Below are 13466 nucleotides of genomic sequence, written 5' to 3'. Positions count from 1 at the left end.
TCAACTCCGACGCTCCGGGCCTAGCAGGCTCGCCGCGCGTGGAGTCCGCTCGTACAGGACGTGGTGGCCGCGGCGGGTCCGGGCGATGAGACCGGCGCGGTGCAGGATGCCGAGGTGGTAGGAGACGGTGCTGGCGGCCAGGAAGTGACGCTCACCCAGTTCGGCAGTGGTTCGTGCTGTGCCGAGATCAGACAGCAGACGGGCCCGGGTGACCCCGAGCAGATCGGGCGTAGTCGACGTCGGCCTGGCGCCGGCGTCGGGACCGCTTCGGACCGGGTAGGTGAACATGGGCTGCCGCTGGACGGGATGTGGCCCCGAGTCGACGACCATGAGCAGGTCGGTGGCGAACACCGACGGTGTCAGCACCAGGCTGGTCGTTCCGCAGAACCGGCCCGGGAAGCGGGTCGTCAAGCGCAGGTGGTCGTCATTCCAGGCGACTCGGGGATGCAGGCTGGCCAGCATGCCGCTCAGTCCGTGCCGTGCGGTGATACGAGCGCGGTGGTCGATGTCGGCCTCTATAAGGGTGCGCAAAGTCGTCCAGTGCGGGGCTATGGCTGCGTGCCACAGCTGGTCGAGCTCGGTCGCAAGCCGCTTGGCGAGCGCACGCTCGCCGTCTTCAAGGATCTTCCGCATGATCGCAGGAGCGGCGCGGCCCACTACCCGGTGCTCGGCGACGCCCCCCGTCATGATGCGAACCTCAAGCCGAAGTCGGTCGGAGTCGGTCATGGCGACCGCGTGCAGCTCGTCTTCCAATGTAGCTTCGGGCGTGTCGGGCTGCGGAGTGATGAAGTCCGGCACGTAGTCCCAGGAGCCGGAGAACAGCACCCTCAGCACTTCCAGCTTTCTTTGACGGATCGTCTCCTGGATCCGGGGCCGCCACCCCCCTCCGAAGGCCGGGCTGTTCGAGCGCAAGAGCCACAGGCCGCTGACCGTGGTGTTCAGTGGCGAGATCGCGAATCGCGTGTTCGTGAGAGCGATTGCGTCCATGTCGACACGCAGCACTTCATCCCCCGTGCGTGACACTGTCGGCGAGACGGGAAGCCGTCCGCTTCGAACCTGATCGAATCATTCGACCGCGAGCATGTCATCAGATTCGCTGGAACCAGCGCACTTGTCCACAGTTAACCGGCGGACGAGAGCGCGCAGGCTATCGCCGTTACGTGAGGAGACAGCAAGCATGCTCAAGCTCCGCAAGACCCGACGCGCCCTCGCCATGACCGTCGCCACCATCGCCCTCGCTGGTGGCATGAGCACCCTCTCGGCGGGGCCGGCGTCGGCCACCAGCTACGTCTGCGTCCCGCTGTCGTCCGGCGTCGACACCTCTCAGTGCTCCCACACGTCCACCCTGCACACCGGCAGCGAGTGGACGCCCACGACGACGTTCAACAGCGCCTTCACGTACCTGCGGTTCCAGGGCGACGGCAACCTCGTCCTGTACTGCAAGTACAGCGGCTACTCGTACGGCCTGGGTCGTAACGTCTCGGCTGGGCAGGCCGTGTGGGCGAGCGGCTTCACCAACAGCGGCACCAGGTACAACGCGGACAAGTGGGACTTCTGGTCCGACGGCAACATGGCCACATACGGGTCTTACCAGGCCATCGGATCAAACGACCCCTGGCACGTCACCTGGAACACCCAGACCTGGTACGGCTCCGACACCATCGCCATCGTGCAGACCGACGGCAACTTCGTCCTATGGGAGGGCGGCGTAGCACGCTGGGCATCGAACACCTACCACTACTGCCCCGGCAGCCAGGACTACTGGAACGGCTACCGGTAACACTGGCCGGGCACCGCACAACTCGCTGCGATCGGGGAGGCTCGCTCTTCCCCGATCACAGCAGTGCAGAGGAGCAGTTCCTAGGGCCACAGGGTCGCGTCCACCATTCCGGGCCGTGCAGCTCCGCCAGGTGGTCGGCCGTCGCGACGAAGCCGGCGGCGCGCAACTCCGCATCGCCAGTCGACGGGTCGGCAAGCAGGTCCGCGATGCGCTCGTCCACGGCCGCGCTGGTCCGCGCGACGAATGCCTGCTGTGCACTGAGACCAGTGCGCTCCAGTCGAACACGGCTTCGCCCGCCTGAGAAACTGGCGGATCCTCACCAAGCTCCGCACCGACCCCGCTCGGGCCACAGCCCTCCTGCGCGCCGTGCTCGTCCTGCTCGTCCTGACCAACCTCGAAGCCGGCCGCTGACGGACGATCAAGGCCGCAGACACGCGCCCGTCACCAGCACGAGCACGGTCAAGGACCATCACGCCAGCCCCGCTGACCAGCACGTTCGAAGATGGCGAAGCTTCACTGTGCCCCTGACTATCGGTGGGTGACCAACCGCGTGCGTCAGAGGTGGGCTCGGCGCGGCCGCGAGGAGCGCCGACTCGCTGCGTGATCACGATCTACAGCTGGAGTATTAGGGCCTGACCGCAAACACCATGCCAATGTCGCCGGCCTGCTGCACCGAGTCCTGCTCGGTGCTGACCGCGAAGCCGTGCATAAGGAGGACCTCGCAGACAGTGTCGCGGTTCTGCTGCCAGCGCTCCACCTCGACGACGGCCTGGCGGACCAGCGGCCAATGCCGTTCCTCGATGCCTCTGAGCACATCGAGTTCCGCGCCTTCCACATCAACCTTGAGCAGGTCGATGTGGTCGATGCCCTGCTCGTCGAGCGCTGATGACAAGGGCCTGACCTTCACCCGGTGCGTCTCAAGCCGCCGCATCACCCGCAGCTTGCGGCTGACGAGAAGAGTGAGGATGGGAGCGGGTACGCGGCGCAGGACCGGTCCCAGGCCGCCCTGGCGGATCATTTCGACAACGCTGGCGGTGACCCGCCGCCGCTCAGCCTCGATGTTCCCCTGATTCCGCGATGAGGACGAGAAGATCGTGGCGGCCGGAATGTAGCTGAAATCGAGCTCGTCGTCACGGGACGCCAGGCCGTAAGGGAGCACGGTCAGACGTCCGTTGAAGAATTCGCGGGCATTGCGTTCGAGTGTCGCGTGGAGTGGCGGCACCGGCTCGAAGGCGTAGATCCGCACGTCCCCGTCCAGCCGCTCATAGACGGCCGCCGAGAACACACCGATGTTGGCGCCCACGTCGAGTACCGTCGCGCCCGGCGTGCACTCGACGCCGTGGGTGAAGTAGCCGCCCACCTCCTCGCGCAGGAAGGACGCCTCCCAACGATTGATGCTGTGCAGTTCAATCGTGTTCGTGGCCATGACAAGACGATTTATCAGGGTTGGAGTCAACAATCCAGTCCGCAGGCTTCACTTCGGCCGAGTCCCTGATCCACAGGGTGCGACACCACCCCATTCTCATAGCAGTGAGCCCTTTCCAACCTCCCGCGTCAGCTGGGCAGCTGGCCTGACAGATGGATGAAGCCCCTGGTAGATGGGTTTTCGACCAAGAGAACCGTGTCCACCAGAGGCTTCGCATGCTTGTCTACCTGTCCTGGCGTCGACGCGTCCAGCTCCTTCCCGCGCTTCCTCGCCGCCCGCCTGAGGGAACACCGCCGCGCTCTCGGAAACCGATGGAGGCGCCTGAACGCGGGCCGGCAGGCCCTGCTCACCCTCGCCCATCTGCGCAACGGCCAGCCCTACGCCCAGCTCGCGGCCGGTTTCGGGATCGGCACCACCACCGTCTACCGGTACCTCGTCTCCAGCGTGTCGGAGGAGGACTTCGGCTCGCACGCCACCCGCATCTCGGCAGACGGGACGATTTGGCGCCCGTAGTTGGGCATCGTAGACCGCGGCCTCACCGAGACCGGCCTGAGCATCAGACCCGCATGACCTGCCGCGACAAGGCCTGCAAGATTGCTCTCGGGTGTCTTGTCGTATCAAGGCGCGATGCCCCGCCAGGCCTTCAGCTTGTTGATCAGGCGCTCGACGGTGTTCCGCTCTTTGTAGAGATCAGCGTCGTGGCGTGTGGGGCGGCCACCTCTGCCCTTCTTCTTCCGGTTGGCGGGGCCGGCCGACGGGGAGACGGATGCGCACCTTCTGCGGCGCTGGGACGAACTGCGGACTGTCGGCGGCCTGTCCTGCGGTCAGGACGAGGGACAAGGGACGGCACTTGCGGTCTACGGCGAGATGAATCTTGCTCGTCAGTCCACCGCGAGATCTGCCGAGCAGGGCTTGGTTCAAGCGGAGCTTGCGCCGTCGCCTGATGTGCCGCCGCTCCTCCTGACCGGGGTCGTCACTGCCGCGCTGTCCGTTCTGCTCTGGCGGGCCGCCCCCTTTTGCCGGGCCCGCTCCTGCTCGATGGCGGCCTCTTCAAGGGCGTCCAGAACCTCCTTGCCGATGCGCATCCCGGCTGCGTCGTGGTGGGCGCGGGCCGTGGTGGAGTCCACGCTGACCAGGGATAAGTCCGTCTGCCCCTGGCGAGCGGCCTCGGCGATCAGGCCTTCGAGCAGTGCGGTGAAGACGCCGGCATCCCTCCACACCCGGAAGCGGCCGTAGACAGTCGGCCACGGGCCGAACTCGGCGGGCATCTCCCGCCACTGACTGCTGGTGCGGAACCGCCAGATCACACCCTCGAACTGTTCCCGCAGCCGCTCGGGGTACGGCCGTATTCGCCCATCGGCAGGAACGGCTCGATCAACTTCCACTGCTCGTCGGTGAGTTGCCTGCGTGTCACGATCGTCTTCCTACCGGATCCGCCTTCCCGAGGGACCCGGATCAGCAAGATTGATCACGACATCACACAGGCCCTAGATGTGCCGGCACTCTCATGACATTGGTTCCTCGCTGTCAGGTTTGGCGGGCGTAGGACGTGAGGCGATCGGCGAGCGCGATGACGAGGTCGCGCAGTTCAGCGGGGCGCTCGATGACGAACGGCCGGTCGAGTGAGGCGAGTACCCGAGGCAACCAGTCGAGCTGTTGCGCCCGTAGCTCGACGCGCAGCCAGTGCTCGGCCGCCGGATCCTGGCCGGCCGCGGGCTCATGCTCCTCCAGGCTCGCGACGCTGGCGGGGAGGTACGCGCGGATTTGCTCAACTGTCCCGTGGATCCGCAAGGTCACCTCATGCCGGTACTCGGCCGTGGCAAATCCTGACAACACGCGCTGTGCCGGACCGGGACCCACGGGCGCTTCGAATGAGCCGGGCAGGGTCCGCGTGTCTGCGATGCGATCGAGCCGGAAGGTTCGGTCCTCGCCGACCTGGGCGTCCTTGCCCGTGACGTACCACCGGCCCTCATGGGCGACGATCCCGTACGCGTGCAGCGTGCGTTCGCTGCGCCGTCCGTCGCGGTCCGTGTAGCGGATCGAGACCGGTCGGCGGTGGCGTACCGCATCGGCGATGGTGAGCAGGACCTCAGCGTCCGGGTGGTCTAACTCGCCGGGGTGATCCGTGAAGGCGAGAGCTTCCAGGAGTGTGTCGAGCCGACGGGCGATGTGCTTGGGCAGCACCCGCCGGATCTTCGCTGACGCCGTCTCGCTTGCCGTGCGCTCCGTCGTCGTCAACCCTGCTCGGCGGCCGGCGACCAGGCCGAGCAGCACGGCCAGCGCCTCGTCGTCGCTGAGCATGAGTGGTGGCAAGCGGTACCCGGGAGCCAGCCGGTACCCGCCGTAGCGGCCGCGCACCGATTCCACGGGCACGTCCAGGTCGATCAGCTGGTCCACATACCGCCGCACGGTGCGCCCTTCGACGCCGAGCCGGTCGGCGAGTTCGGCCACCGTCCGGGTGCCACCCGACTGCAGCAGCTCCAGGAGTGTCAGCACGCGGCCGGTGGGTCGAGGCACGCTCGCAGCCTAGCGCGAATACAGGACCGATTCTGTCCACTATTTCTCCTAGCCTGCGACGTGCACGCCTCCAACACAGCCAAGGAGATCCCCATGGACTTCGTCTCGATCCGCATCATCACCAGCGACGTAGCGCGCCTCGTCGAGTTCTACGAGCGAGCCACAGGGGCGCGGGCGACGTGGGCCACCGAGGACTTCGCCGAACTCAAGACCGCGGGTGCCACCCTCGCGATCGCCGGCACCCGCACCGTCCCGCTGTTCGCCCCGGGCTCTGCCCGCCCGGCGGACAACCACAGCGTGATCACCGAGTTCCTCGTCGACGACGTGGACCGCGTTCACCAGAACCTGACCGGCTTCGTCACCGACTTCGTCAACAAGCCCACCACGATGCCCTGGGGCAACCGGTCGCTGCTGTTCCGCGACCCAGACGGCAACCTCGTCAACTTCTTCACCCCCGTCACCCCGGAGGCCATCGAAAAGTTCGCACGCTGACGCCATGCGCAGCCGCTCACGCGGGAGCCCTGAGACCCCAGGGCTTCCGGTGAACGAGGCCGCCGAGTCCAGGAACGCCACCAGCAGGGGACATGGGAACGCACCGCTGACCCCTCGAAGGAGTCCGCGCTTGTGTCTGCGGATCGACGCCGGACGTCCGATCGCGCACGTGGCTGCGGAAGCCGGGATCTCCCGCCGCTGCCTGGCCAAGTGGTACGCCCGCTGGCGCGTGCACGGCGAGAACGGACTACTCGACCGCTCCTCCCGCCCCACCACCAGCCCCGCCCGCACCCCGAGGACATCGCTGACCTGGTGGAGGCGCTGCGGCGGCAGACCAAGCGCGGGCCGGCCCGGCTCGCCGCCGACCTGCAGCGGCTGCACGGCGTCACACTCGCGCCCGCGACCGTCCACCGCATCCTGGTGAGGCGAGGACTCAACCGGCTCCGGGACCTCGACCCACCGACCGGCGAGCAGCTGCGCGAGGTCATCCGCCACGAGCACGACCGGGTCGGCGACCTGGTCCACGTCGACGTCAAGAAGGTCGGACGCATCCCGACCGGCGGCGGCCGGCGGATGCACGGCGTCGGCACCGAGTCCGCCCGCGCCTCCAAACGCACCGGTCCCGGCACCGGCAAGGCCGGATACACGTACCTGCATTCGGCGCTCGACGACCACTCCCGGCTCGCCTACACCGAGGCCCTGGACGATGAGAAGGCCGTCACCGCGGTCGCCTTCTGGCACCAGGCCGTTGCCTTCTTCACCGCCCACGGCATCACACCGATCCGCCGCTGCCTCACCGACAACGGCGCGAGCTACCGGTCTACGACCTGGGCTGACGCGCTCGCCGCGACTGGTACGAAGCACAAGCGGACCAGGCCGTACACGCCGCGCACGCGCGGGAAGGCGGAGAGGTATATCGGGACGCTCCCCCGCGAGTGGGCGTACGTCCGCGACTGCACAACCGAGCGTGAACGCCTAGTCGCACTCGCGGAGTTCGTGAACTACTACAACCACGAGCGGCCGCACGCCGCGCTCGGCGGCCGACCGCCCATCAGCCGGACCGCCGGGAGCGACTACCGGATCGCCTTCGACCAGCCGACCGAACCACTCGCGGACATCGTGCGGCAGCTCACCTTCGAGGACTTCGCGTAACCAAGGTCCCGAGACACCACAGCTGGGGATCCGGCCACCCCGCGACCTGAACTCGCCGTGGCTCAGCTCACGTTGAGATCTGGCCGGATCATGAGGGAACTGTGCGGACGCCATGGCATGCTCATGGCCCGACACCGAGTTACCGGCCGGTTCTACCTGCGAGTAGGACCGGTCGCCGGTGTCTCTTCACCACCCCCCACTCCACACAGGACCGACCTTGCGCAGACGTATGAGGCACGGGCGCGCTTTCCTGCCCGCCTTCGCCGTGACCACCCTCTTCCTCGCCGCCTCCTGCTCCTCGCCCGCGCCGCACGCCGAACAGTCGGCCCCCGGCCACGGCCAGGAGATCCGGGCCACCTCCCACCCCTCCGCCGACCCGGACCACTCCCTTGCCGTCGCCGCCGCCCCCGCGGCCACCGCGACCGCCACGGCGGGCCCCGCCGGTTCGGGCCGGCAGGCACACAAGACCGCTCTCACCGTCAGCTCGTACGACAGCCGCACCCGGCACGCGGTGCTCGCCAAGTAACGGTCGGGCAGCGGTACTTCATCCACCAGGCCGAGTACGCCGACCCCGTCGAGCACACCGGGCACCGCGTCCTCCCCCGCCCCGCACAGCGCCGCCGTCGGTGACGTCATCGCCAGCGCCCCGGCGCCGGGTGCGCCGCACGGGCTCCTCGCCAAGGTCACCAAGGTCATCGGCGACACGGACCACGGCACCGAGGTGCAGACCGAACCGGCCACGCTCAACGCACTGTTGGGCGACGACACGGCGAAGGGCACCGTGCCGGTCGACCCGTCCGCCTTCACCGTCGACAAGCTGCTGCCCGATGTGAAGGTGTCCTGGTCGAAGACCGGTGACGTGCACGTCGGCCCCAAGGGCGCGGCGGTGCCGCTCGGCAGTCTCCGACTCGACGTCAGCGCCGCAGTGCCGACGGCCAAGGACGCCCCCGTCTCGGCCGCCGCCTCGGTGTCCGGCTTCGTCCAGGTCGCGCCGCAGGTCGACTTCACCTACGGCGGCGCGGGGTCCGACGCGCCGCCCGGCTCGGCCTACCTCGGCGTGTCCGGTGACTGGACCTCCGGGTGGGCGGTCAAGGGCCGGGCCGCCGCGGCCACCGGCACCCCGCTCCGTATCCCGTTCGCGAAGCTGCACGCCGACCCCGTCCTGCAGGTCGGCCCCGTCCCCGTCGTCGTCAACCTCGACCTGACCTGCTACGTCCAGCTCAGTGGCGACGGCCGGGTCACCGTGGACGTGGAGCAGAGCCTCAAGGGCGACTTCAAGGCGGGCGGCACCTTCGGTCCGGCCAAGGGCTGGGCGCCGGTCAGCTCCTCCACCATGACGAGCACGCCGGTACGGGCCTCCGTCACCGCCGCCGGCGACGTGAAGACGGCACTCGGCGCCGAGGCCTCGGTCGGCCTCTACGGCACCGTCGGCGTCACCGCCGACCTGGCCCCGTATCTGCGCGGCGAGGCTTCCGGGACGGTCACCACCTCCTCGGACGGCGGCGGTCCGAAGGCCGAGGGCACCTGGGGTGTGTACGGCGGGGTCGACTTGTCGGGCACCCTGCGGATCCAGTTGTCGATCTTCGGTACGCCGGTCTTCCAGCGGAGCGTGCCGCTGGGCTCCCTGCATCGCGAGTGGAAGCTGGCGGGCGGCGACTTCTAGGCAGGCGGTCCGGAAGCCCGGCGCGGGACCTACTGCGGCCGGATGCGGGCTACGGCTCGGCAGGCCAGGTCGTCCCTACGCCCGCGTCCTGCTCACCATGACCGAGGACGGCACCGCCGAGGGCCCGCTACTAGGCTGCACCGTGTCCTTCATGCCCGCGCGCACCCACGCGACGCCGGTGTTCGGCAACCCCGCCCACCGGGCCACAGGCCTCCCGGAGAAGGGCCGTACGGCCCGGCACGCCCCGCAGCGGATCACTGCGCGAGGGCGGGCCGGTGAAGCTGTGGGAACGCGTCGAGGACGTCCTGGACGTCTACGACGCGGCTGGCGCACCGGGCCCGGAGACGTTCACGCTGCCGTGTACTGCGGCGGGCAGCACCTGGGGCATTCGCAGATGCCCGGTCTGGCCGCGTGCTGAACGCGACCGCCGGGCCGACGGCGACACATTCTCCCGCTGAAGTCGCCCAATCGCAGCACTGCCCTGCGGTCACAGGGCGCGTCGGTACCGTCCGGCTCCTACTGTCTGCAGTGGCATGCCCTGCTCCCTCCTGACGGGCGCGGGCTGGTGGCCCCGTGTCTTCTTCGCACGTTGCACGGGGCCACCCCAATCGGCAGTCTCCTCAGCCGCGGATACATCCGCCGATCACGTCCCCGCCGCTACGCTCAATTCCCATGACCGGCATGACCGGCTACTTCCCAGACGTCGGCCGTGCGCTCTTCAGCAAGCTCGAGACCGCTCAGGATTGGTGCGAGCGACGGGCTGCGGAGAAGTACCCGGGCGACATCGTGGAGTGGGCCGATCGGGAGGAGCCAGAGCAGGTGGGAACCTTCACCGGCCAGATCGGCCAAACATGGCACCGCCAGGTCCCGAAGGCGGGCCACAACATCCCTCGAATCAGCCTCGGTAGCGTGGTCTCAATTCCGCTTGAGGCGGAGACGTGATCGGACTCGTCCACGAGCACCGAACGGATGGTCTCGGAACGGAGACCCTCCTCGTCGACATCGAGATGGAGTCGCTGCAGGGGGATCCGGGCTGGACTCTGTGTACGTCGGTGTTGTTGTCGCGTCTGCTGTTCGAGGGCGGGGACGAGGGTCTCGGGCGAACGTGTTCGTAGTGGCGCGCCTTCTCCAGGGCACGTCAGCGCGTCTGGTGCTCCGGGTGTGCTCGTCTCTTGTCCGTCCCGGCCCGTGTCGGGGTCACCCGGCGCCTCTGCTGACGGAGGCGGCTCCGGCGATGCCGGGGCCGTAGCGGGCACGTGCCTGGTCGAGCCTCGCGACGTCTCTCACGACCGTCGCACACGGCCATCAACTACCCGATGAGCCATCGACTCTGCGCAGGCGGCCCGGCGCCACTCACCTCCTGCTCCGCGGGCGCACCGCAGGTCACCCTTCCCCAATGAAAGGGCGGTCTCACGCCTCGGACGGCGCGCCACTGCCTTGGCGCTGCCGCTGACGGTGTTTGCGCATCGACACCTGAGAGCCGCAGCCAGTGCTGCAGTACAGCCCTCCCCCATTGCGGGTGCGGTCGAAGAAACCGAAGTGGCATGGGGGGTTCCGGCACGCCTTGATGCGCCCCCAGTCGCTGCTCTGCGCAAACGTCGTCACTGCGGCCAGTACGGTTCCGAACACACGCGGCACCCCCGCCTGCGGCGACGCCAGCTCGACACCGCCAGCCGTGACCACCGTCGCCAGCGGGTAGAGCGAACCCACGCGCCGCAGGTGCCGTTCGGCACGCTGCAGCGGCTCACCCAGAGTTTCCTCATCGCCCGAGTGCGCGAGCAGCACAGTCACCAGGGCGTCACGCAGCTCGCGCGCGACCGCGGCGTCAGCGTCGGTCACCACGGTTTCGCCACCGAACTCGTCGCGCTCCGCCAGCCACGCTGCGAACGAGTCCCCGTCTTCGAACAACTCCCGGCGACCCGATCCGTCCGCGCGGGTGTTCACGAACGCAAGGACGGTCTCCACCGTCGGCGGGACGGTGCGAGGGCTGAGTTTGGGAGATCCGGCTGCCGCACTGCTCATACATCCACCCTACATCAGTACCAACGGAGCTAATCCAGCTAGAGAGCAACTCTGGCTTCCAAGTGCGTTGACGCGTTGCGATCTAACGCCTTACGGTCGCAACATGAATGGAACTTCCAACCAGCAGACCCGCCTCCGCACATGGCTGATCACCGGCGCGACGTCCGGCATCGGCCGCGAACTGACGCTCCAGGCACTGGAGAGCGGCGACGCCGTCTCAGCCCTCGCCCGCGACACCTCCTCCCTGGATGAACTGGCGGAAGCGCACGGTGAGCGCCTGCTTCTCGTCCGGGCGGACGTACGGGACGAGCAAGCCGTCCGGGACGCGGTGAAAGGCACGCTCGCACGGTTCGGCCGCATCGACGTGGTGGCCAACAATGCGGGATACGGACTGTTCGGAGCCGTTGAGGAGGCCTCCGACACGCAGGTCCGTGCCGTGTTCGACACCAACGTCTTCGGAGTGCTCAACGTGCTCCGCGCAACGCTGCCGGTGCTCCGCGCACAGCGGTCCGGGCACATCCTCCAGGGCTCGTCGGTCTACGGGCAGTCCGCCCATCCCGGCGTGGGTCTGCTGGCCGCCACCAAGTACGCGGTCGAGGGGCTGTCGGACGCGCTGGCGGCCGAGGTCGCGCCGCTCGGCATCAACGTCACGATCATCCAGCCCGGGCTGACCGCGACGTCCTTCCTGGCCAACCTCGATGTCGCGGCTGACCTGGGCGACTACGACCAGACCGTCCGAGAGGTCCAGAAGGGCATCGGAGAGCTGCCGGCATCCGCATTCTCCGCCGCGGCGCGGATCGCCGCAGGCATGCGGACCGCGGTCGACAGCCCCAACCCTCCGCTGCGCCTGGCCCTTGGCGTCTCCAGCGCGACGGGCATGCGCCCCGCTCTGGAGGCACGCATCGCAGACCTGGACAGCTGGCAGCACGTGACCGACGGCGTCGACAGGTAGCAAGCCACGAATCCCGCCGGGGGGACGTGGTCATGGCGGAGGCGGCCCGGGCCCTCCTCACCGCCCGGCCGACCAAGAGGCCTGGGTCGAAGCCACGGCAGATGGCTTCGACCCAGGCCCCCTACCGCTGCGCTGCGCTCTCCCTGGCGGACGTCGGCCGCGGTCCGTCCGCCTGCTGGCCTGGGATGGTCACGGCTGGGTGGAGGTCGAGCCGGTTGCCGTGTCGAGCTCGAACCGGCCAGGGCCGTGGCGGACCCGGTCATCGAGGCCGGGGCGGGCACCGCGAGCAAGGTCGCGTCAGCCGCGGCCGGGGCATCGGGGAAGGCGATCCGGGGCCGGGCCGGGTCCGCGCTGCCGTTCACCGCGGCTAGCTGCCAGCCGCGCTGTATGGGCCCGGAGTCCTATCTCTGGCCCAGGCCGCAAGCTGGAGCCGGGCTCTCGCTGATCGGAACATCCGCGGATCCGGCCACCACCCGCGGCAGCCTGCTGCGCCCCCTACGGCGGCGGCGTGTCGCCGCACGCGCAGTTGCCGACCACCGACAGACCATCGTGGACGTCATCTGCGCATACCTGCGCATGCCCTACACGCCACCCGCGATCTCCGCCCCCAGCAAAGGGGAGCACAATGGATGGCGGCAGAAGGCAGCCCGTTCCCGGCAGGCCACCCGAGCACGCGTCCACGGGAAGATGGACAACCAGCGACGGCAGGAACTTCAGGTTCGTAAGACCGCCGAACGCATTCTCACCGAGCCTCATTCATCCTGTGCTGGAGGGTGAAATGGGCTGGTCAGCGGGTGTGGTGACGAGGCAGCGCCCCTCGTCGTCGGCGTGGTGATTCCACTCATCACACCGGCGACCGAAGGGGCCCTGTTGGTTCCGTATCGTGCCATCCTCGACGTCCCGTATGAGCTCGTCGAGCATGTTTCCTGGCTGTTGTACGAGCACCGCCGGGCCCGCAACACCCGCTGGCGCAAGCTCGGCTGCTTCAAGCAGGCGCTCCTCACACTGGTCCACCTGTGTAAGAACGAGACGTTCTCGCAGCTCGGAGCCGGTTTCGGGATATCCCAGGCCACCGCCTGGCGATACGTCGACGAGGCTCTGGATGTACTGGCCTCCTGGGTGCCCGGCCTGCACGAAGCCCTCACCGGTCTCGGTGAGGGCGACTACGTCATCGTTGACGGCACCCTGATCCCCATCGATCGTATCGCTGCGGACGAGCCGTACTACTCACAGAAACAGCTCGCAACATCAGGGCAGTGACCAGCGTCGAGGCCTGAGCATCACAGCTGGCTACTTTGCCCCTGGGGACAGAGATAGGAGCCCCGGGTCCTCATCCCCGCTATGCGTTACTGACCTTCCCGTTGGGTTGAGACACCTCACGTTGTTATGCGGTCAAGCTGCGGCGGCCAGCTCGGTGGGAAAGGCGGTGTTTTCGTCGAACAACTTGCGGTGCTGGAGGCAG

At 68.3% G+C, this 13466-nt stretch carries 12 protein-coding genes and 4 pseudogenes; 11 read left to right on the top strand and 5 right to left on the bottom strand.

Annotation, left to right across the window (positions count from 1 at the left end):
- The gene (locus ACWD3E_RS38730; RefSeq protein WP_451392184.1) at positions 1 to 987 is read right to left on the bottom strand and encodes a hypothetical protein; all 987 of its coding nucleotides are present in this window, start codon (positions 985 to 987) and stop codon (positions 1 to 3) included.
- Between the two features lie 190 nt (positions 988 to 1177).
- On the opposite strand from ACWD3E_RS38730, the gene ACWD3E_RS38725 reads away from it, so the two are divergent.
- Entirely contained in the window at positions 1178 to 1780 is a 603-nt protein-coding gene (locus tag ACWD3E_RS38725; RefSeq protein WP_451392183.1) for a hypothetical protein, read from the top strand.
- 115 nt (positions 1781 to 1895) lie between these two features.
- On the top strand, positions 1896 to 2081 hold the full coding sequence (locus ACWD3E_RS38720; protein WP_451392182.1) for a hypothetical protein: 186 nt from the start codon (positions 1896 to 1898) through the stop codon (positions 2079 to 2081).
- A 324-nt stretch (positions 2082 to 2405) separates the two neighbouring features.
- On the opposite strand, the gene ACWD3E_RS38715 is transcribed toward ACWD3E_RS38720, so the two are convergent.
- On the bottom strand, positions 2406 to 3206 hold the full coding sequence (locus ACWD3E_RS38715; protein ID WP_451392181.1) for an FkbM family methyltransferase: 801 nt from the start codon (positions 3204 to 3206) through the stop codon (positions 2406 to 2408).
- A 215-nt stretch (positions 3207 to 3421) separates the two neighbouring features.
- On the opposite strand from ACWD3E_RS38715, the pseudogene ACWD3E_RS38710 reads away from it, so the two are divergent.
- Positions 3422 to 3653: pseudogene (locus tag ACWD3E_RS38710) on the top strand (helix-turn-helix domain-containing protein); the annotation flags it as partial.
- A gap of 173 nt (positions 3654 to 3826) precedes the next feature.
- On the opposite strand, the pseudogene ACWD3E_RS38705 reads toward ACWD3E_RS38710, so the two are convergent.
- A pseudogene (locus ACWD3E_RS38705) lies at positions 3827 to 4620 on the bottom strand (transposase); the annotation flags it as partial.
- A gap of 113 nt (positions 4621 to 4733) precedes the next feature.
- Positions 4734 to 5723, bottom strand: a complete 990-nt coding sequence (locus ACWD3E_RS38700; RefSeq protein WP_451392180.1) for a helix-turn-helix transcriptional regulator — start codon at positions 5721 to 5723, stop codon at positions 4734 to 4736.
- Positions 5724 to 5816: 93 nt separating this feature from the next.
- Here ACWD3E_RS38700 and ACWD3E_RS38695 point away from each other — a divergent pair, with 93 nt between their 5' ends.
- The 6 genes and pseudogenes from ACWD3E_RS38695 (at position 5817) to ACWD3E_RS38670 (ending at position 9972) form a co-directional block, all read left to right on the top strand.
- Positions 5817 to 6215, top strand: a complete 399-nt coding sequence (locus ACWD3E_RS38695; RefSeq protein WP_451392179.1) for a VOC family protein — start codon at positions 5817 to 5819, stop codon at positions 6213 to 6215.
- Positions 6216 to 6264: 49 nt separating this feature from the next.
- Positions 6265 to 7367, top strand: a pseudogene (locus tag ACWD3E_RS38690) (IS481 family transposase).
- 229 nt (positions 7368 to 7596) lie between these two features.
- Positions 7597 to 7893, top strand: coding sequence for a hypothetical protein (locus ACWD3E_RS38685; protein WP_451392178.1), 297 nt, complete (start codon positions 7597 to 7599; stop codon positions 7891 to 7893).
- Positions 7894 to 8088: 195 nt separating this feature from the next.
- Positions 8089 to 9030: a hypothetical protein gene (locus ACWD3E_RS38680; RefSeq protein WP_451392177.1), complete on the top strand. Its 942-nt coding sequence runs from the start codon at positions 8089 to 8091 to the stop codon at positions 9028 to 9030.
- Positions 9031 to 9305: 275 nt separating this feature from the next.
- A complete protein-coding gene (locus ACWD3E_RS38675) occupies positions 9306 to 9488 on the top strand; it encodes a hypothetical protein (RefSeq protein ID WP_451392176.1) in 183 nt (60 codons plus the stop codon).
- Positions 9489 to 9702: 214 nt separating this feature from the next.
- Positions 9703 to 9972: a hypothetical protein gene (locus ACWD3E_RS38670; protein ID WP_451392175.1), complete on the top strand. Its 270-nt coding sequence runs from the start codon at positions 9703 to 9705 to the stop codon at positions 9970 to 9972.
- 468 nt (positions 9973 to 10440) lie between these two features.
- On the opposite strand, the gene ACWD3E_RS38665 is transcribed toward ACWD3E_RS38670, so the two are convergent.
- Positions 10441 to 10995: a CGNR zinc finger domain-containing protein gene (locus ACWD3E_RS38665; RefSeq protein WP_451392174.1), complete on the bottom strand. Its 555-nt coding sequence runs from the start codon at positions 10993 to 10995 to the stop codon at positions 10441 to 10443.
- A gap of 160 nt (positions 10996 to 11155) precedes the next feature.
- Here ACWD3E_RS38665 and ACWD3E_RS38660 point away from each other — a divergent pair, with 160 nt between their 5' ends.
- Entirely contained in the window at positions 11156 to 12004 is an 849-nt protein-coding gene (locus tag ACWD3E_RS38660) for an SDR family NAD(P)-dependent oxidoreductase (RefSeq protein ID WP_451392173.1), read from the top strand.
- Positions 12005 to 12832: 828 nt separating this feature from the next.
- A pseudogene (locus ACWD3E_RS38655) lies at positions 12833 to 13240 on the top strand (transposase family protein); the annotation flags it as partial.
- Positions 13241 to 13466: the final 226 nt, after the last annotated feature.

This window comes from Streptomyces sp. NPDC002676 (assembly GCF_053592455.1).
Note: the sequence above shows the minus strand (reverse complement) of the source record. Positions and strands in the feature narration are given on the sequence as shown.

Coding starts and splice junctions, on each gene's coding strand:
- ACWD3E_RS38730 (WP_451392184.1), bottom strand. CDS start 987: ATGGACGCAATCGCTCTCACGAACACGCGATTCGCGATCTCGCCACTG.
- ACWD3E_RS38725 (WP_451392183.1), top strand. CDS start 1,178: ATGCTCAAGCTCCGCAAGACCCGACGCGCCCTCGCCATGACCGTCGCC.
- ACWD3E_RS38715 (WP_451392181.1), bottom strand. CDS start 3,206: ATGGCCACGAACACGATTGAACTGCACAGCATCAATCGTTGGGAGGCG.
- ACWD3E_RS38695 (WP_451392179.1), top strand. CDS start 5,817: ATGGACTTCGTCTCGATCCGCATCATCACCAGCGACGTAGCGCGCCTC.
- ACWD3E_RS38685 (WP_451392178.1), top strand. CDS start 7,597: ATGAGGCACGGGCGCGCTTTCCTGCCCGCCTTCGCCGTGACCACCCTC.
- ACWD3E_RS38670 (WP_451392175.1), top strand. CDS start 9,703: ATGACCGGCATGACCGGCTACTTCCCAGACGTCGGCCGTGCGCTCTTC.
- ACWD3E_RS38660 (WP_451392173.1), top strand. CDS start 11,156: ATGAATGGAACTTCCAACCAGCAGACCCGCCTCCGCACATGGCTGATC.